We start from the raw sequence: 18005 nt of genomic DNA, 5'->3' as shown, positions 1-18005 counted from the left end.
TTACGATGGGAGGCTTGTGCCGGGACGGCGTGGTCCCGTAGAATCCGCATCCCCCCGTTTATGAGTCGACGGCCTGACCGGCCGCCGGGAGAGTCATGGCCCGCATTACCGTCGAAGATTGCCTGGAAGTGGTCGACAACCGCTTCGAACTCGTGATGATGGCCGCCAAGCGCGCGCGCCAGCTCGCCAATGGCGTCGAGCCGCAGCTGGACAACAGCGAGAGCAACGACAAGCCGACCGTGCTGGCGCTGCGCGAGATCGCCGCCCGCCGCATCGACCAGCCCTACATCGACGCGGTCGACAAGGCCGAGCGCGAGCGCAAGGAGCGCGAGGCGCTGGAATGGGCTGCGGCCGAGGTGGTCGCCGACGACGACCTGTCCAAGGGCGACGACTGAGGCACCGCCTCCGCGCGCTGCAATCCCGCGACCCCGCCCCGGCGGGGTCGTTGCGTATCGGGCGCCCGTTGCTGAAGGCGGCCGTCCGGGCCGCATTGCCGCTAAACCGGCTCCCGCGTAGGCTCGACCCATGAGTCCCGCCGAGCCTGCCCATGCCGCCATGCCCGCGCCCGCCGACGAGGTGGTGCCGGACTACATGCAGGCGCTGGAGCAGGCGGCCCACTACCTGCCCGACGACCAGCGCCGCGTCCTGCGCCGGGCCTGGGCGGTCGGCGCCGCTGCCCACGCCGGGCAGACCCGGCGCTCCGGCGAGCCCTACATCACCCATCCGGTGGCCGTGGCCACGGTGCTGGCCGAGCAGCGCGTCGATGTCGAAACCCTGATCGCGGCGATCCTGCACGACACCCTGGAGGACACGCCGCTGGGGCGCGACGCCATCGCCGGCGAGTTCGGCGAAACCGTCGCCGGCCTGGTCGACGGTGTCACCAAGCTGGACAAACTGCAGTTCGCCGACCGCCAGGAAGCGGCGGCGGAAAGCTTCCGCAAGATGCTGCTGGCGATGGCGCGCGACCTGCGCGTGATCATGATCAAGCTCGCCGACCGCCTGCACAACATGCGCACGCTGTCGGCGCAGACGCCGGAAGCCCGGGTCCGCATCGCCCGCGAGACGCTCGAGATCCACGCCCCGATCGCCCAGCGCCTGGGCATGAACCTGGTCAAGGCCGAGCTGCAGAACCTGGGGTTCCGGGCGCTGCATCCGTGGCGCCACGCGGTGCTGGAAAAGCGCATCCGCACCCAGCCGCTGCTGCGGCGCGAGGCGTTGGCCAGGATCGAGGCGCAGCTCGCGCAACGGCTGGCGATCGAAGGCCTGCAGTACCGGCTGGTCGGGCGGGTGAAGTCGCCCTGGAGCATCTATTCGAAGATGCGCGCCGAAGGCAAGAGCTTCGACCAGGTGATGGACGTGTTCGGGTTCCGCATCGTGGTCGATTCGGTCGCGGCCTGCTACCACGCGCTGGGCGTGGTGCATTCGGTGTTCAAGCCGCTGGACGGGCGCTTCCGCGATTTCATCGCCATCCCCAAGGCCAACGGCTACCAGTCGCTGCACACGGTGCTGTTCGGGCCCTACGGCTCCCCGATCGAGGTCCAGATCCGGACCGCGGAGATGGACCTGATCGCCGAGCGCGGGATCGCCGCGCACTGGGTGTACAAGCACGGGGGTTCCGGCAACAGCGCGCACAGCCGTGCGCATACCTGGATCACCGGCTTGCTGGAAAGCCAGCGCGGCACCGGCTCGTCGCTGGAGTTCCTGGAGAACGTCAAGGTCGACCTGTTCCCGGACGAGGTCTACCTGTTCACGCCCAAGGGCGACATCCTGTCGCTGCCGCGCAACGCCACCGCCCTCGATTTCGCCTACACGGTGCACACCGACGTCGGCAACCATGCCGTTGCCGCGCGCGTGGACAAGAAGCTGGTGCCGCTGCGCACCAAGCTCGCCAGCGGGCAGAAGGTCGAGGTCATCACCGCCCCGTCGGCGGCGCCGCAACCGCAGTGGCTCGAGTTCGTCGTCACCGGCAAGGCGCGCACCGCCATCCGCCACCAGCTCAAGAGCCTGGAGCACGAGGACGCGGTGCAACTCGGCCATCGCATGCTCGACCGCGCGCTGGAACGGCTGGAGACCTCGCTCGACCGGCTGCCGCCGGCGCGCATGGAGGCCTACCTCGCCGACAACCGCTATCCGCGGCTGGAGGCGCTGCTGGCCGACATCGCCCTGGGCAACCGCATGCCGGCGCAGGTGGCGCGGGTGCTGGCGCTGCAGCAGGCGGGCACGCCCGACCTGATCGATGCGCTGCAGCGGCCGCAGCAGGAAGGCATGCCCGGCGACCGCATCCTGATCACCGGCCACGAGCGCGGCGTGATCACCTTCGCCAATTGCTGCATGCCGATCCCCGGCGACGAGATCATGGGCTTCCACACCGCCGGCCGCGGCATCGTCGTGCACCGGCTCGATTGCCCGAACGTGGTCGATTACCGCAAGTCGCCCGAACGCTGGATCGCGATCGGCTGGGACCGCGACGTGGCCGGCGACTTCCACAGCGCGCTGATGGTCGAGGTCGAGAACCGGCCAGGCGTGCTGGCCCAGGTCGCCGCCGCGATCGCGCAGGCGGAATCCAACATCGATGGCGTCGAATACCTGGAGCGCGACAGCAACGTCGCCTCGATCCGCTTCGCGATCGAGGTGCGCGATCGCAAGCACATCGCCGACGTGATCCGGCGCGTCCGCCGGCTCGGCGTGGTGCACGGGGTGCGGCGGCTGTAGTCGACGGCGCGGGCGGGCCGGGATCGCGCCGCGCGCGTGACCGACGATGCCGGCGGCGGCAAACGCGCCTGCAACCGCTAGAATCCGGTGATCGCACCGACCGGAGCCCGCCATGCCGCGCCAGCAGATCCACACCGAACACGCCCCCGCCGCCATCGGCCCGTATTCGCAGGCCGTGCGCGCCGGCAACACCGTCTACTGCTCCGGCCAGATCCCGCTGGATCCGGCCACCGGGGCGCTGGTCGAGGGCGACATCGCCGTCCAGGCGCGGCGCGCGTTCGACAACCTCAAGGCCGTCTGCGAGGCCGGCGGCGGCGGCTTCGGCGACGTCGTGCGCCTGGGCCTGTACCTGACCGATCTGGCGCAGTTCGCCGCGGTCAACGCGGTGATGGCCGAATACTTCAGCGCGCCCTATCCGGCGCGCTCGACCGTCGAGGTGCCGGCGTTGCCCAAGGGCGCGGTCTTCGAGGTCGATGCGGTGATGGTGCTCGACTGACCACGGCGGTGGCGCGCGCCGGCAAACGCACCGCCGCGGTCGTCGCGCCGTCGTTGTCGCCGGCCGGCGAGGCGCCGTTGGCGTCGCTGCCCGGTGTCGGCCCGCGGGTCGCGGAGAAGCTCGCTGCGCGCGGCCTGCTGACGTTGCAGGACCTCTGGCTGCAACTGCCGTGGCAATACGAGGACCGCACCCGGATCACACCGATCCGCGCCCTGCAACCGGGTGTCGCGGCGCAGGTCGAGGGCAGGGTCGAGGCGGTCGAGCGCGGCTTCCGTTACCGGCCGATGCTGCGCGTGGCCATCGGCGACGACTCGCGGGCGACGCTGGTGCTGCGTTTCTTCCACTTCCGCGCCGCGCAGGTGGCGCAGTTCGCGCCCGGTGCGCGCGTGCGCTGCTACGGCACCCCGCGCGCAGGACAACACGGCCTGGAAATCGTGCACCCGAGCTATCGCGTGCTCGATCCCGGCGACGACGCGCTCGGCGACCGGCTGGATCCTGTGTATCCGGCCATCGAAGGCCTCGGTCCGGTCAGCCTGCGGCGCCTGATCGCACTGGCGCTGGACCGGTTGCCCGAAGAGGATGCGCTGGAACTGCTGCCGCCGCACGCGCTCGCCGGGCTGCAATTGCCATCCCTGCGCAGTGCGTTGCTGACGGTGCACCGGCCGCCGCAGGAGGCCGACGTTGCCGCGCTGCTGGCCGGCACCCATCCGGCGCAACGGCGGCTGGCGCTGGAGGAACTGCTTGCGCACCACCTCAGCCTGCGGCGCCAGCGGATCGCATTGCAACAGCATGCGGCGACGCCGCTGGCGAACGGAGGCGCGCTGGTGGAACGCCTGCGCGCAAGCCTGCCGTTCGCGCTGACGGCCGCGCAGGAACGCGTGTTCGCGCAGGTGCGCCGCGACCTCGCGCAGCCGCGGCCGATGCTGCGCCTGGTGCAGGGCGACGTCGGCAGCGGCAAGACCGTGGTGGCCGCGCTTGCAGCGATGGTCGCCGTCGGCAGCGGCCGGCAGGCGGCGCTGATGGCGCCGACGGAACTGCTGGCGGAGCAGCACGTGGCCAACCTGCGGCAGTGGCTCGAACCGCTCGGCGTGCGCGTGGCCTGGCTCGCCGGCAAGGTCCTCGGCAAGGCGCGCAGGGCGGCGCTCGCGGACGTCGCGTCCGGCACCGCGCAGGTCGTGGTCGGCACCCATGCACTGATGCAGGAAGGCGTGGTGTTCGCCGACCTGGCGCTGGCGATCGTCGACGAGCAGCACCGCTTCGGCGTGCACCAGCGGCTGGCGCTGCGCGACAAGGGCGCCGCCGGCGACAGCGGCCGCGTCCCGCACCAACTGGTGATGACCGCGACCCCCATCCCGCGCACGCTGGCGATGGCGGCCTACGCCGACCTCGACGTGTCGGCGATCGACGAACTGCCGCCGGGGCGAACGCCGGTGCAGACGGTGGTGCTCAGCGCGGAAAGGCGGCCGGAACTGATCCAGCGCATCCGCACTGCCTGCGCCGAAGGCCGGCAGGCGTACTGGGTGTGCACGCTGATCGACGAGTCCGTGGAGACCGGAGCATCCGGCCATGCACGGCCGGGCCCGGGCGGAGGCCCCCGCATCGATGCGCAGGCGGCGCAATCCACGTTCGAGGCGCTGTCGGCGGCGTTGCCGGAACTGCGCGTCGGCCTGGTGCACGGACGCATGAAGGCCACCGAGAAGCAGGCGACGATGCGCGCGTTCAAGGAGCGCGCGCTCGACTTGCTGGTGGCGACCACGGTGATCGAGGTCGGCGTCGACGTCGCCAATGCCTCGTTGATGATCGTCGAGAACGCAGAGCGGCTGGGCCTGGCGCAGTTGCACCAGTTGCGGGGACGGGTCGGGCGCGGCAGCGCCGCATCCAGTTGCGTGCTGCTGTACCAGCCGCCGCTGTCGGCGCTGGCGCGGCAACGCCTGGAGACCATGCGCGAGACCAGCGACGGTTTCGTCATCGCCGAGAAGGACCTGGCCTTGCGCGGCCCGGGCGAACTGCTCGGCACCCGCCAGACCGGGCTCGCCGAGTTCCGCCTCGCCGACCTCGCCCGCGATGCCGACCTGCTGCCGCAGGTGCATGCGCTCGGCGAGCAGTTGCTGGCCGCCTCGCCGCAGGTCGCCGAGCGCCTGGTCGCGCGCTGGATCGGCGGGGCCGCGCGCTATGCGTCGGCATGAGCATCGCCGTTCGCGGATAATCCGGCCATGACCGACACGATCCCGCTGCTGATCGATACCGACCCGGGCGTCGACGATGCGCTGGCGCTGCTGATGGCCTTCGCCGACCGCCGCCACGACGTCGTCGGGCTCACCATTGCCGCCGGCAACGTCGGCCTCGCGCACACCGTGGCCAATGCGCTGAAGTTGTGCGAAGTCGCCGGCCGCCAGGACATCCCGGTGTTTGCCGGCTGCGATGCGCCGCTGCTGCATGCGGCCGAGGATGCGGCGTTCGTCCATGGCAGCGACGGTTTCGGCGGCACCGGCTACGCGCCGGCCACGCGCGCGGCGGCGAGCGAGCATGCGGCGTTGGCGATCCTGCGCCTGTCGCACGAACACGCCGGGCGCCTGTTGCTGGTCGCGCTCGGGCCGCTGACCAACCTCGCGCTTGCGCTCAAGCTCGATCCGACCCTGCCGCGACGTGTCGCCCGTTGCGTGGTGATGGGCGGCGCGGTGACCGGACACGGCAACATGACGCCGGCGGCTGAGTTCAACATCGGCTTCGACCCGGAGGCCGCGCACATCGTGTTCGCCGCCTTCGCGCCGGCCAACGGTGCGCGGATCGAGCTGGCGGACTGGGAAGCCGTGCTGCGCCACGGTTTCGCCCACGCCGACTTCGAGCGCTGGCTGCAGGCCGGGACCGCGCGGGCGCGGTTCTATGCGGCGATCTCGCAACACACCCGCGACTGGGCCCGGGCCCGGCGCGGCGAACGCTGGCATTCGGCCGACGCGCTGGCGATGGCGCTGGCACTGGCCCCCGATGCGGCGCTGGAAACGGTGGAGCGCCCGCTGGCGGTGGAGTTGGCCGGTGCCCACGCCCGTGGCGCCACGCTGGTCGACTGGGACCGCCGGTCCGGCCAGCCAGACAACGCCGCGATCCTGGTGCGCTACGGGCAGGCGCGCTTCGAGGCCCTGGTCGAGGCCGCTCTGGCCGTGCCCTGATCCGGCGGGTCGATCGGCTTGCGCCGGGCAGCCACGGCCGGCTACAATGCCGCTCTTGCCCAGACTGAAACCGGTGCCGCCATGAAGGCCGACATCCACCCCGAATACCGCGAAGTCGTGTTCCAGGACGTGACTTCCGACTTCAAGTTCCTGACCCGTTCCACCATTTCCAGCAAGGAGACGGTGAAGTGGGAGGACGGCAACGAGTATCCCTTGGTCAAGGTCGAAATCTCCTCGGCCACGCACCCGTTCTACACGGGCCAGAACAAGATCATGGATACCAGCGGCCGCATCGACAAGTTCAAGCGCCGCTACACGAAGTAGTCCTTCGCCGCGTCGTTGCCGACGGCCGCCCCAGGGCGGCCGTTCGCGTTTGCGCTCCGCGCCGGGCGCGCCGCGGCGGGGGAGGGCGCCAGAGCCGTCGCTCCAATCGGCTATGCGATAATGGCCGCTTCCGTGGCGCTCGCCACGGGCTGCCATCGACTCACTGCGAGCAGTGATCCCGCTTCCGCGCGCTGCGCCGACGTTGCGCATGCGCCTGCCATCGAGGAGTCCCGTCGTGTCCGACGCGAACCAACCCGCCATCGACCAGGTCACGCTGACCGCCGCCGGCAAGTCCGTCGTCCTGCCGGTGCAGGCCGGCACCCTCGGCAACCCCTGCATCGACATCGGCAAGTTGCCGAAGGAAACCGGCTGTTTCACCTACGATCCGGGTTTCACCGCGACCGCGGCGTGCAAGTCGGCGATCACCTACATCGATGGCGACGCCGGCGTGCTGCTTTACCGCGGCTACCCGATCGAGCAGCTGGCCAAGCATTCCAGCTTCCTCGAGGTGGCCCACCTGCTGATGCACGGCGAACTGCCGACGCACGACCAGTTCGCCAGCTTCGACAACGAGGTCACGCATCACACGATGATGCACGAGGCCTTCAAGAGCTTCCTCGGCGGATTCCGCCACGACGCCCACCCGATGGCGATGCTGGTGGGGATGCTCGGCTCGATGGCGAGCTTCTACCACAACACCCTGGACCTGGACGATCCCGAGCAGCGCCGCCTGGCCGCGGTGCGCCTGATCGCCAAGGTGCCGACGATCGCGGCAGCCTGCTACCGCCACTCGATCGGCTGGCCGCTGCGCTATCCGCGCAACAGCCTGGAATACGTCGACCGCTTCCTGCACATGATGTTCGAGGTGCCGAGCGAGCCGCTGACGCTGAAGCCGGTGGCGGCACGCGCGCTCGACCTGCTGTTCATCCTGCACGCCGACCACGAGCAGAACGCGTCGACCTCGACCGTGCGCCTGGTCGGATCCACCGGCGCCAACCCGTACGCCTGCGTCGCCGCCGGCGTCGCCGCGCTGTGGGGCCCGGCGCACGGCGGCGCCAACGAGGCGGTGCTGAAGATGCTCGCCGAGATCGGCGACGCGAAGCACGTGCAGTCGGCGGTCGACAAGGCCAAGGACAAGGAGTCCGGCTTCCGCCTGATGGGCTTCGGCCACCGCGTCTACAAGAACTTCGACCCGCGCGCCAAGATCATCCGCGAGATGTGCCACCAGGTGCTGGCCGAACTCGGCGTCAACGACCCGTTGCTGGACGTTGCGATGAAGCTGGAGGAAGCCGCGCTCAAGGACGAGTACTTCATCCAGCGCAAGCTCTACCCGAACGTCGATTTCTACAGCGGCATCATCTACAAGGCGCTCGGGATCCCGACCGAGATGTTCACGGTGATGTTCGCGATCGCGCGTACCGCCGGCTGGGTGGCGCACTGGCTGGAGCAGCAGGAAGACCCGGAAGCCAGGATCGGGCGCCCGCGCCAGATCTACACCGGCTACGCCGAGCGCGACTACGCCGCGATCGACAAGCGCTGAAGCGCGGCACCGAACCAGGGAAAAGCCCCGCATCGCGGGGCTTTTTCGTTGGCTAGGCCCGCGTCGCGGTCCGGGTGCCTGCCTCGTAGGCGGCGATCTCGTCGTCCGCCAGCAGCGTCCGCAACTGCGCCAGCGAAGCGCGCTTCATCGGCTTTTCGTCCACGCCCGACAGGGGCGCCTGGCGCAGCACGTCCAGCGGCAGCACGGTCAGGTCGAACGCCAGGTCCTCCGCCGAAAAGACCCAGACCGGGGCGTCGAGCGTGCGCTGCTGGTCCAGGCGCAAGCGCCGCGACCGCGCTTCGGCGGGGATGTCGCGTTCGTCCAGGAACCGGGGCACCGCGTCGGCATCGTCGCTGTACAGGTGCAGTGCGACCGGGGCATGGCTGTCGGCGGTGCCGTCCAGCACTGGGCCGACCAGCCGCGGCTCGAACGGCGCGAAGAACTCCAGTGCGCGCATCGCCGCCTCGCGCCGGGTCCGCAGGCCGGTGGCCTGGGCATCGCCGGCGAACAGGCGCTGGTATTCGCGCAACGCATCCTCGATCTCGCGGTTGCGCGGCAGCGAGGCGTCGTCGTGGATGCCGAGCCGGTCGGCGGCCTTGAGCTTGGCCTGGTGGTAGTCGCGGATGCCGCCTTCCGCCATCAGCCGCGCGGCCTCGTGGGCGAGGCGGTGGCGGCGTTCGCGGGTGCGGGTGAGCGCGTGCTGGTGGGCGTGCTGCCGGGCGTGGTGCATGGTGCGGCCTCCAGTCCAGTCGAACCCGCATCGACTCTACCGCATCCGGCGCCTGCTTCGTCCATCGACCGGCGCGTGGCCGGCCGCCTCGCGCCGGGCGGCGGCCGCTCAGAAGATGTCGAACGCTTCCTCGTCCTGGGCGGACTGGTCCTGGTCGGTCTCGACGTAGCTTTGCATCCGCTCGAGGTCCTCGGCCTTGACCCACTCGGTGATGCCGCCGCTGCCGCCCGGCAGCAGTTGCCCGCCGGCGCCGACCGCGACCTTGACCATGCCGTCGGGTGGATCGTTGCTCGCGATCGGCTTGTCCTTGAGCGCCACGCGCATGTAGTCGATCCAGATCGGCAGCGCGGCCTTGCCGCCGTACTCGCGGTAGCCCAGCGAGCGGAAATCGTCGCGCCCGACCCAGACCGTGGTGACGACGTCGCCGCCGAAGCCGGAGAACCATGCGTCGCGATGGTCGTTGGTCGAGCCGGTCTTGCCGGCCACGTCCTCGCGGCCGAGCACCTTGGCGGCGGTACCGGTGCCGCGCTGGACCACGTCGCGCATCATCGACACGAGCTGGTAGGCGACGCGGGCATCGATCGCGCGCGGGGCCAGCACCGTGTCCGCCGGCAACGCCACCGGCGGCGCCGCCGGTTTCGGTGCGTCCTTCGCGCCGGCAGCCGGCTTCGGCGCGGGCGCCGCGCCGCCTGGGCCGAGGTCGAACCCGGCGACCACGATGGCGGCCTGCACGGTGCCGGCCGTGCTGCTGCCGATGCCGCAGGCGCGGCACGCGGTCGCCGGCTTTTCCTTGAAGACCAGCTTGCCGTCGCGGTCGCGGACCTCGTCGATGAACCACGGCGTGATGCGGAAGCCGCCATTGGGGAACGTCGAGTAGCCGCGCGCGATCATCAGCGGGGGCAGCGACGCGCTGCCCAGCGACATCGACAGGTTCGGCGGCAACAGCGCCTCGTCGATGCCGAAATGGCTGATGTACTTGCGCGCGTAATCGATGCCGATGGCATCGAGCAGGCGCACCGAGACGAGGTTGCGCGACTGCACCAGCGCCTCGCGCAGGCGCATCGGACCGGCGAAATTGCCGCTGTCGTTCTGCGGGCGCCACATGTGCCCGCGGCGGTCCTTGAACACCACCGGGGCGTCGAGCACGATCGAGGCCGGGTTGAAGCCGCGCTCCATCGCGGCCGCATACAGGAACGGCTTGAAACTCGAGCCCGGCTGGCGCCGCGCCTGGGTGGCGCGGTTGAACTTGTTGCCGGCGAAGCTGAAACCGCCGACCAGCGCGCGCAGCGCGCCGTTCTCGGGATTCAGGGAAACGAGTGCGGCCTGGGCCTGGGGCAACTGGTCCAGCTGCCAGCGCGCTGCCGGGGCGGGCCGGGCCGTGGCCGCGGCAGCGCCGCCATCCTTGTCCTTGCCGGCCGTGGCCACCGGCGCTTCCAGCCGGCGCACGCGCACCAGGTCGCCGCGGGCGAGCAGCGCCGACGGGCTGCGGCCCGTCCAGCGGCTGCTGGCGGCATCCAGGGTGACCGTACTGGCATCGGCGAGGACCACATCGGCACTTCCGTCGCCGCTGCGCAGCACGATCGCGGGCAGCAGGCCGCCCTGCGCCGGGATTCCGTGCAGGCGCGCGGCGGCAGTGGCGGCGTCCTCGTCGGTGGCGAGGTCGAAATGCCGCTCCGGCGCCTTGCGCCAGCCGTGGCGATGGTCGTAGGTCTCCAGGCCGTCATGGACGGCTTTCTGGGCGGCGGCCTGCAGCACCGGGTCGATGGTGGTGGTGACGTGGTAGCCGCGGGTCAGCACGTCGCCGCCGAAGCGCGCGATCATCTCCCGGCGCACCATCTCCGCCACGTACGGCGCCTCCACTTCGATCGGGATGTCGTGCGGGCTGGCGTGCATCGGTGCGGCGCGTGCGGCGGCCTCCGCGGCGCGGTCGATGAAGCCGAGCTCGCGCATGCGCTGGAGGACGTAGTCGCGGCGGACGCGCGCCCGTTCGGGGTTGCTGACCGGGTTGCCGCTGGACGGGAATTTCGGGATCCCGGCCAGGGTCGCCATCTCGTCGAGGGTGAGTTCCCCCAGCTTCTTGCCGTAGTAGAACTCCGCGGCCGCGCCGATGCCGTAGGCGCGATTGCCGAAGAAGCTCTTGTTGAGGTACAGCTGGAAGATCTCGTCCTTGCTGAGCTCGCGCTCCATCTTCATCGCCAGCATCATCTCGGCGAGCTTGCGGGTGTAGCTGTACTCGGAGCTGAGGAAGAACTGCCGAGCCACCTGCTGGGTGATTGTGGATCCGCCGGGAACGCGCTTGTCGTCGGTGGTCGCCAGCAGCCACACCGCGCGCGCGATGCCCTTGAAGTCGATGCCATGGTGGCGATAGAAGCTGTTGTCCTCGATCGCGATGAAGGCCTGCTTCTGGCGTTCCGGGACCTGCGCGATGTCCACCGGGTACCGTCGGGTCTCGCCGAACAGGGCCATCAGGCGGCCGTCGCGCGCATACACGTACATCGGCTCCTGCAGCTCGACGTTGCGCAGCGACTGCACGTCCGGAAGCTTGGAGGAGACCACCACGTAGAGGGTGCCAAGGGCCAGCAGGCCAAGGAGCGAAACGGCGGCGAAAGCGAACAGGGCCCAGCGCAACAGGCGGCGAAACGGGGGCATCAGGCGGGATTCCTTGCGCGTGGGCGTATTGCGGGTGTCAAGCCCGCAGAGTATAGAGGACCCGCCTGCAGGCCCCGCCAGCGGCCGAATGCAGGCCTGGTCCGCGTTGATTCCGGACTGGGCGGGGGGTGATCGGGGCAGGGGGGAGTTGCCATGACGTAAAAAGTCCGTTATTTAATGCGACGGGGCACGTTGTGCGCGTAAGCGCCCGTGATAAGGGGAGAAAACGTGGGACTGATCACAAAAAGCCAGCCGCCCTTGGTCGGCGTCGACATCAGTTCGACCGCGGTCAAGCTCCTCCAGCTGTCGCGGACGGGCAATCGCTACCGGGTCGAGCACTATGCGGTCGAGCCGCTGCCGCCCAACGCGGTGGTGGAGAAGAACATCGTCGAGATCGAGGCGGTCGGCGAAGCCATCCGTCGCGCGATGGCCCGGTCCGGCAGCAAGGCCAGGTACGCCGCGGCCGCGGTCGCCGGTTCGGCGGTGATCACCAAGCTGATTCCGATGCCGGCGGACCTGGACGAGGACGACATGGAGTCCCAGGTCGAACTCGAGGCCGTCAACTACATCCCGTACCCGATCGAGGAAGTGAACCTCGATTTCGAGGTGCTGGGCCCGATGCCGGGCAATGCCGAGATGTCGCAGGTGCTGCTCGCCGCGTCGCGCTCGGAGAACGTCGAGAACCGCGCCTCCGCGCTCGAGCTTGGCGGGCTTACCGCCAAGGTGATGGACGTCGAGGCATTCGCGATCGAGAACGCGTTCGCGCTGCTGGGCGAAACCCTCAACGTGCCGCGCGACGGCGTGGTCGCCCTGGTCGACGTCGGCGCCACCATGACCACGCTCAACATCCTGCGCAACGGCCGCAGCCTGTACAGCCGCGAACAGGTCTTCGGCGGCAAGCAGCTGACCGACGAAGTCATGCGCCGCTACGGCCTGAGCTACGAGGAAGCGGGCCTGGCCAAGCGCCAGGGCGGGCTGCCGGAAAGCTACGAGATCGAGGTGCTGGAGCCGTTCAAGGAGGCGCTGGTGCAGCAGATCAGCCGCCTGCTGCAGTTCTTCTATGCGGGCAGCGAATTCAACCGCGTCGACCAGATCGTGCTCGCCGGTGGTTGCGCATCGATCCCGGGCGTGGCCGAAATGGTCGAGGAACAGCTGGGCGTCCCGACAGAGATCGCCAACCCGCTGGCGCAGATGACGCTCGGCCCGCGCGTGCAGGCGCACGCGCTGGCGCAGGATGCGCCCGCGCTCATGATCGCCGCCGGCCTGGCCCTGAGGAGCTTCGACTGATGGCACGGATCAATCTCCTCCCGTGGCGCGCCGAACGGCGCAAGCTGCGCCAGAAGGAATTCGTCACCATGCTGGGGCTGGCGGCACTGGCCGGCGTGGTTCTCTGGTTCGTCGTCAACACCTACTACAACAACCAGATCAGCGGCCAGAACGAGCGCAACGCCTACCTCCAGGACCAGATCACGCAGGTCGACAAGCAGATCAAGGAGATCGAGGAGCTCGACCAGAAGAAGGCCAAGCTGCTGGCGCGCAAGGAAGTGATCGAGCAACTTCAGGCGAACCGCTCGCAGATGGTGCACCTGTTCGATTCGCTCGTGCGCACCATCCCCGATGGCGTGACCCTGACCTCGATCAAGCAGGAAGGCGACAAGCTGACGCTTAGCGGCCGCTCGCAGTCCAATGCGCGGGTCAGCACCTACATGCGCAACCTCGAAGGCTCTGGCTGGATGACCAAGCCCGACCTGTCGATCATCGAGGCGAAGGATGGGGAACCGGGCCTGCCCTTCACGTTCACCCTGAGCGTGACGCTGGCCAATCCGAACGCACCCAAGGACAGCGACGGCGACGGCGTGCCGGATGCCCCGGCCGCGGTCGCCGCGCCGGCCGCAGGCACGCCCGACGGGGACGCAACAGCGCCGGCCGAGCCGCAGCCGCAGCCGCAGGCGGCCCCCGCGCCTGCCGCACCGATACCTGCGACTCCGGCATCCGCAACCCCGGCGCCGGCGGCGCCCGCACAGGGAGGAGCCGCGCCGTGAGCCAGAAAAAGATGGCCCTCAAGGACCTGAACCTCAACAACACGGGTTCTTGGCCGCGCGAATACAAAATCGGGTTTTGCGTGCTCGTTGGCCTGCTGATCTTCGGCCTGCTGTGGTGGCTGTTCATCCGCGACAAGACGTCCGAGCTCGAAGGCCTGGAGCGCCAGGAAAGCGACCTGCGCGCTGAGTACGAGACCAAGCAGGGGCGCGCGGCAAACCTCGAGCCGCTGAAGCTGCAATTGGCGCAGATGGAACAGCAGCTGCAACAGATGTTGCGGCAGCTGCCAAGCAAGACCGAGATGCCGGACCTGATCGTCGACATCTCGCAGACCGCGCTCGCCACCGGCCTGTCCAACGAACTGTTCCAGCCAGGGCCGGAAACCCCGAAAGAGTTCTACGCGGAGAAGCCGATCGCGCTGCGAATGGTGGGGACCTACCACCAGTTCGGCGCCTTCGTCAGCGGCGTGGCTTCGCTGCCGCGGGTCGTGATCCTGACCATGCACGACATCTCGCTGCAGCCCAAGAACGCGAACGCCGGCGGCATCCGCGCCGATATCCCGCTTGAGCTGGCCGGCACGGTCAAGACCTACCGCTACCTCGACGAGGAAGAGTCCGTCGAGCAGGAAAAGGCCGCGGCCGGGAAGGGGGGGCGCTGACATGCACAAGCATCCGATCAACGCGGTCCCGCGCACTTTCCAGGCCTTGGCCTTGTTGCTGCTCGTCACCACCCTCGGCGCCTGCGGTCGCAGCGTCAGCAGCACGCCCGGCGATGCGCCAAACCTGGAAAAGTGGACCGCCGAGGTCCGCAACCGCCCGGCGCCGCCGCTGGATCCCCTCCCGGTGATGCAGCAGTTCGAGACCTTCGAGTACGCAGCGCAAGGTCTGCGCGATCCGTTCAGTAACGCCTTTAGCGACCAGAGCAACGGCAGCGGGCCGCGCCCGGATCCGAACCGTCGCAAGCAGACGCTCGAACAGTTCCCGCTCGACAGCCTTGACATGGTCGGCACCATTGGCAGCGGTGGCGGGTTGGTGGCGCTGGTCATGGCGCCGGACAAGGTGACCTACCGCGTGCGTCCCGGCGTGTACCTGGGACAGAACGATGGCCGCGTGACCGCGGTGTTCGACGACCGGATCGAACTGGTCGAACTGGTACCCGACGGCGCGGGAGGCTGGCTGGAACGGCCGGCGTCGATTGCGCTCGAAGATCAATGATTGGGGGATAGGACGATGACCGTATTCAAAGCCACAAGCCGGCCTGCCCGGCGCCCCCTGCCTTCACGGGCGGCCATGCTTGGCCTCGCAGCGGGATTGCTCGCGGCACTGGGAGGCGTCCAAGCGGCACCGCAACCAGCCAGTGCAGGCGCGCTGGTGGCAGGCGCGCAGAGCGCGGTGCCCCTCGCCGCTGATCCCGCCAAGCAGGTGCCCGGCGCTCTGACCGTCGCCAACATCGACTTCAAGCGCGGTGAGGGCGGATCGGGGAAGCTGATCCTGCGGTTCAGCGGCGACGGCGCCGCGCCGGACCTGCGCAACCAGGGCTCGACGGTAGTCGTGGATGTGGGCAACGCCTCGCTGCCTGCGTCGCTTCAGAAGCCGCTTGACGTCACCGATTTCGCCACGCCTGTGCAGCGGGTCGACGCCAGCCGGGCCGGCGGCGGAACGCGGCTGGTGCTGAGCACCAATGGCCCGTTCGAGTCCCTGGCGTACCAGACGGGACGCGACTACATTGTCGAGATCGTGCCGCGCGCGGCGGCGCCGGTGGCTGCGGTCGGTGCCACGACCTCGATGGGCGCCTCCACTTCCACCTCCACCGCGCGCGCTTACAGCGGCCGCCCCGTGACATTCAACTTCCAGGACGTGCCGGTACGCACGGTGCTTCAGCTGATCGCCGAGGAATCCAACCTCAACATCGTCGCCTCCGACACCGTCGCCGGCAACGTCACCCTGCGGCTGATCAACGTGCCTTGGGACCAGGCGCTGGATATCGTGCTGCAGGCCAAGGGCCTGGACAAGCGCCGTAGCGGCAACGTGGTCTGGGTCGCGCCGCAGTCGGAGATCGCCAAGTACGAGCAGGACAAGGAAGACGCCCGCATCGCGATCGAGAACCGTGCCGAGATGGTCACGGAGTACATCCCGATCAGCTACGGCAATGCCGAAGACATCGCCAAGCTGCTGACCGATGAGGCCAAGGGCAGTACTGGTGGCGGCGGTGGTGCCGGTGGCGGCGCTGGCATCCAGAATCGTGGCTTCCTCTCGCCCCGCGGCAGCATCAGCTTCGATCGCCGCACCAACACCCTGCTCGTGATCGACATCCCGCAGCGGGTGCAGGCGATCAAGGACCTGGTGACGACGCTCGACACACCAGTCGACCAGGTGGTGATCGAAGCCCGCATTGTCATCGCCAACGATTCGTTCGCACGCGAACTGGGCGCCAAGTTCGGCATCAGCGGCAAGAACGACAACGTCTATTTCAACGACAAGGTTTCCAGCAACGTCAGCACCCAGAACTCCTACAACACGGCGGCAAACGCCAACAGCGCCAACCCCCCGCCGAATCCCCCGGTGATGGGTACGCTGACGCGGGGCTTGAACGTCAACCTGCCGTCGACGCTGGCTGGGGCCGGTTCCCTGGCACTGTCGATCCTCAATGGCGGTTATGCGCTGGATGTGGAGTTGTCGGCTCTGCAGACCGAAGGCCGTGGCGAAGTCATCTCCAACCCCCGCGTGGTGACGAGCAACCAGAAGGAAGCGGTGATCACCCAGGGTCAGGAGGTTGGATACCTGACCATCACCGGCGGCACCGGGCAGTCGCAGATCCCGCAAGTGCAGTTCAAGGATGCAGTGCTCGAGCTCAGGGTCACACCCACCATCACTGCCGATGGCCGCGTGTTCCTCAACATGGCGGTCAAGAAGGACGAAGTGCAGGGTTTCGTCGATACCGGCTTCGGCCAGGTCCCCACGCTCGCCAAGCGTTCTGTCAACACCGCAGTGCTGATGGAGGATGGGCAGACAGTGGTGATCGGCGGCGTCTACGAGTTCAAGGACCAGCAGAGCATGTCCAAGATACCGTTCCTGGCCGACCTTCCGGTCATCGGCAACCTGTTCAAGAAGCGCGGCCGCGACAAGAGCAAAGCCGAGTTGCTGATCATGGTGACGCCGAAGGTGCTTCGGGTCGCGCAACGACCGGCGCTCTGACCGTCGGACGAGCTGACGAAGGGGCCCAGGGGCCCCTTCGTCATTCCGGGGCATCGCTGGCGCCGGCCTGAACGCGCGTCGCAGGCGCTGAACCAAGCCGCCACGCATCGGTCAAACTGGTCCCGGCGCGCCCCGCGCCGACCGACCGGACCGCGATGGACAGCCGCAGCGACGACCCTTCCCGCCTCCACGACGCCTTCCGCGCATTGCGCGACGAGCTTGCAACCGAGATCGTCGGCCAGTCGGGGTTGATCGAACGCCTGTTGATCGCGCTGCTTGCCGACGGCCACCTGCTGGTCGAAGGCGCCCCCGGCCTGGCCAAGACCAGCGCGATCCGCGCGCTCGCCGCGCGACTGGAAGCCGATTTCGCCCGGGTCCAGTTCACGCCCGACCTGTTGCCGGCGGACCTGACCGGCACCGAGGTCTGGCGACCGCAGGACGGGCGCTTCGAATTCCAGCCAGGCCCGATCTTCCACCCGGTGCTGTTGGCCGACGAGATCAACCGTGCCCCGGCCAAGGTGCAGTCGGCGCTGCTGGAAGCGATGGGCGAACGCCAGGTCACCGTCGGCCGCCATACCTATCCGCTGCCCCGGTTGTTCCTGGTGATGGCGACGCAGAACCCGATCGAGCAGGAAGGCACCTTCCCGCTGCCCGAGGCGCAGCTCGACCGTTTCCTGATGTACGTGCGCATCGGTTATCCCGAAGCCGCGGCGGAAACCGAGATCCTGCGATTGGCGCGCGCTCGCGCGCGCGATGCACTGCAGCCCGCCGCCGTCGCCCCTTCGCGGATGCCGTTGGCCGACGTGTTTGCCGCACGCGCCGCGGTGCTGGACCTGCACGTGGCACCGCAGCTGGAGCGCTACCTTGTCGAAGTGGTGCTGGCCTCCCGCGATGCCGCGCGTTACGACGCCGATCTCGGGCGTCGCATCGCCTGGGGTGCGAGCCCGCGTGGCTCGATCGCGCTGGAGCGGTGCGCGCGCGCCCGCGCGTGGCTGGCGGGCCGCGACTATGTCACTCCCGACGACATCCGCCAGGTCGCGCCGGACGTGCTGCGGCACCGGGTACTGCCCAGCTACGAGGCAACCGCGGAGGGCTGGGACGGCGAGCGCCTGGTCGCCGCGTTGCTGGACAAGGTGCCGCTGCCGTGAAGCCG

At 69.2% G+C, this 18005-nt stretch carries 15 protein-coding genes; 13 read left to right on the top strand and 2 right to left on the bottom strand.

Translation table 11 applies throughout. The features are described from left to right. The first annotated feature begins 95 nt into the window (after positions 1 to 95). The 7 genes from rpoZ (at position 96) to MQC88_RS06160 (ending at position 8239) form a co-directional block, all read left to right on the top strand. A complete protein-coding gene (gene rpoZ, locus MQC88_RS06190; protein WP_166209331.1) occupies positions 96 to 395 on the top strand; it encodes a DNA-directed RNA polymerase subunit omega in 300 nt (99 codons plus the stop codon). Between the two features lie 130 nt (positions 396 to 525). Further along, complete coding sequence (locus MQC88_RS06185) at positions 526 to 2712, top strand: RelA/SpoT family protein (RefSeq protein ID WP_243319992.1); 2187 nt, start codon at positions 526 to 528, stop codon at positions 2710 to 2712. A gap of 112 nt (positions 2713 to 2824) precedes the next feature. After that, positions 2825 to 3208 carry a RidA family protein gene (locus tag MQC88_RS06180; protein WP_243319990.1) on the top strand — a complete coding sequence of 128 codons (384 nt, stop codon included), beginning with the start codon at positions 2825 to 2827 and terminating at the stop codon, positions 3206 to 3208. A gap of 8 nt (positions 3209 to 3216) precedes the next feature. Then, positions 3217 to 5394, top strand: a complete 2178-nt coding sequence (gene recG, locus MQC88_RS06175; protein WP_243319989.1) for an ATP-dependent DNA helicase RecG — start codon at positions 3217 to 3219, stop codon at positions 5392 to 5394. 27 nt (positions 5395 to 5421) lie between these two features. After that, positions 5422 to 6375: a nucleoside hydrolase gene (locus MQC88_RS06170; protein WP_243319987.1), complete on the top strand. Its 954-nt coding sequence runs from the start codon at positions 5422 to 5424 to the stop codon at positions 6373 to 6375. Positions 6376 to 6456: 81 nt separating this feature from the next. Then, positions 6457 to 6699 carry a type B 50S ribosomal protein L31 gene (locus MQC88_RS06165; RefSeq protein ID WP_243319985.1) on the top strand — a complete coding sequence of 81 codons (243 nt, stop codon included), beginning with the start codon at positions 6457 to 6459 and terminating at the stop codon, positions 6697 to 6699. Positions 6700 to 6934: 235 nt separating this feature from the next. Then, entirely contained in the window at positions 6935 to 8239 is a 1305-nt protein-coding gene (locus MQC88_RS06160) for a citrate synthase (protein ID WP_243319983.1), read from the top strand. A 52-nt stretch (positions 8240 to 8291) separates the two neighbouring features. Here MQC88_RS06160 and MQC88_RS06155 read toward each other — a convergent pair whose 3' ends face one another. Further along, positions 8292 to 8969: a hypothetical protein gene (locus tag MQC88_RS06155; protein ID WP_243319981.1), complete on the bottom strand. Its 678-nt coding sequence runs from the start codon at positions 8967 to 8969 to the stop codon at positions 8292 to 8294. A 108-nt stretch (positions 8970 to 9077) separates the two neighbouring features. Further along, complete coding sequence (locus MQC88_RS06150) at positions 9078 to 11618, bottom strand: penicillin-binding protein 1A (RefSeq protein WP_243319980.1); 2541 nt, start codon at positions 11616 to 11618, stop codon at positions 9078 to 9080. Positions 11619 to 11846: 228 nt separating this feature from the next. Between MQC88_RS06150 and MQC88_RS06145 the strand changes: the two genes are divergently transcribed. The 6 genes from MQC88_RS06145 (at position 11847) to MQC88_RS06120 (ending at position 18000) form a co-directional block, all read left to right on the top strand. Further along, entirely contained in the window at positions 11847 to 12905 is a 1059-nt protein-coding gene (locus MQC88_RS06145; protein WP_243319978.1) for a pilus assembly protein PilM, read from the top strand. After that, a complete protein-coding gene (locus MQC88_RS06140; RefSeq protein WP_243319977.1) occupies positions 12905 to 13660 on the top strand; it encodes a PilN domain-containing protein in 756 nt (251 codons plus the stop codon). Before MQC88_RS06145 ends, MQC88_RS06140 begins: the two co-directional genes overlap by 1 nt. 11 nt (positions 13661 to 13671) lie before the next feature. After that, complete coding sequence (locus MQC88_RS06135; protein WP_254713269.1) at positions 13672 to 14316, top strand: type IV pilus inner membrane component PilO; 645 nt, start codon at positions 13672 to 13674, stop codon at positions 14314 to 14316. A gap of 1 nt (position 14317) precedes the next feature. Continuing rightward, complete coding sequence (locus tag MQC88_RS06130; RefSeq protein ID WP_243319974.1) at positions 14318 to 14872, top strand: pilus assembly protein PilP; 555 nt, start codon at positions 14318 to 14320, stop codon at positions 14870 to 14872. A gap of 15 nt (positions 14873 to 14887) precedes the next feature. After that, positions 14888 to 16852 (top strand): type IV pilus secretin PilQ, encoded by a 1965-nt coding sequence (locus MQC88_RS06125; protein WP_243319972.1) that lies wholly within the window; start codon positions 14888 to 14890, stop codon positions 16850 to 16852. A 155-nt stretch (positions 16853 to 17007) separates the two neighbouring features. After that, positions 17008 to 18000, top strand: a complete 993-nt coding sequence (locus MQC88_RS06120; protein WP_243319970.1) for an AAA family ATPase — start codon at positions 17008 to 17010, stop codon at positions 17998 to 18000. Positions 18001 to 18005: the final 5 nt, after the last annotated feature.

This window comes from Cognatiluteimonas sedimenti, assembly GCF_022808325.1.
Lineage (GTDB): Bacteria > Pseudomonadota > Gammaproteobacteria > Xanthomonadales > Xanthomonadaceae > Cognatiluteimonas > Cognatiluteimonas sedimenti.
Note: the sequence above shows the minus strand (reverse complement) of the source record. Positions and strands in the feature narration are given on the sequence as shown.

What these genes read in the sequence shown, in the direction of transcription:
- MQC88_RS06125 (WP_243319972.1), top strand. Translation starts at nt 14,888, where the DNA reads ATGACCGTATTCAAAGCCACAAGCCGGCCTGCCCGGCGCCCCCTGCCT.
- MQC88_RS06185 (WP_243319992.1), top strand. Translation starts at nt 526, where the DNA reads ATGAGTCCCGCCGAGCCTGCCCATGCCGCCATGCCCGCGCCCGCCGAC.
- MQC88_RS06150 (WP_243319980.1), bottom strand. Translation starts at nt 11,618, where the DNA reads ATGCCCCCGTTTCGCCGCCTGTTGCGCTGGGCCCTGTTCGCTTTCGCC.
- MQC88_RS06140 (WP_243319977.1), top strand. Translation starts at nt 12,905, where the DNA reads ATGGCACGGATCAATCTCCTCCCGTGGCGCGCCGAACGGCGCAAGCTG.
- MQC88_RS06180 (WP_243319990.1), top strand. Translation starts at nt 2,825, where the DNA reads ATGCCGCGCCAGCAGATCCACACCGAACACGCCCCCGCCGCCATCGGC.
- MQC88_RS06155 (WP_243319981.1), bottom strand. Translation starts at nt 8,969, where the DNA reads ATGCACCACGCCCGGCAGCACGCCCACCAGCACGCGCTCACCCGCACC.
- rpoZ (WP_166209331.1), top strand. Translation starts at nt 96, where the DNA reads ATGGCCCGCATTACCGTCGAAGATTGCCTGGAAGTGGTCGACAACCGC.
- MQC88_RS06165 (WP_243319985.1), top strand. Translation starts at nt 6,457, where the DNA reads ATGAAGGCCGACATCCACCCCGAATACCGCGAAGTCGTGTTCCAGGAC.
- MQC88_RS06135 (WP_254713269.1), top strand. Translation starts at nt 13,672, where the DNA reads ATGGCCCTCAAGGACCTGAACCTCAACAACACGGGTTCTTGGCCGCGC.
- MQC88_RS06130 (WP_243319974.1), top strand. Translation starts at nt 14,318, where the DNA reads ATGCACAAGCATCCGATCAACGCGGTCCCGCGCACTTTCCAGGCCTTG.
- MQC88_RS06120 (WP_243319970.1), top strand. Translation starts at nt 17,008, where the DNA reads ATGGACAGCCGCAGCGACGACCCTTCCCGCCTCCACGACGCCTTCCGC.
- MQC88_RS06170 (WP_243319987.1), top strand. Translation starts at nt 5,422, where the DNA reads ATGACCGACACGATCCCGCTGCTGATCGATACCGACCCGGGCGTCGAC.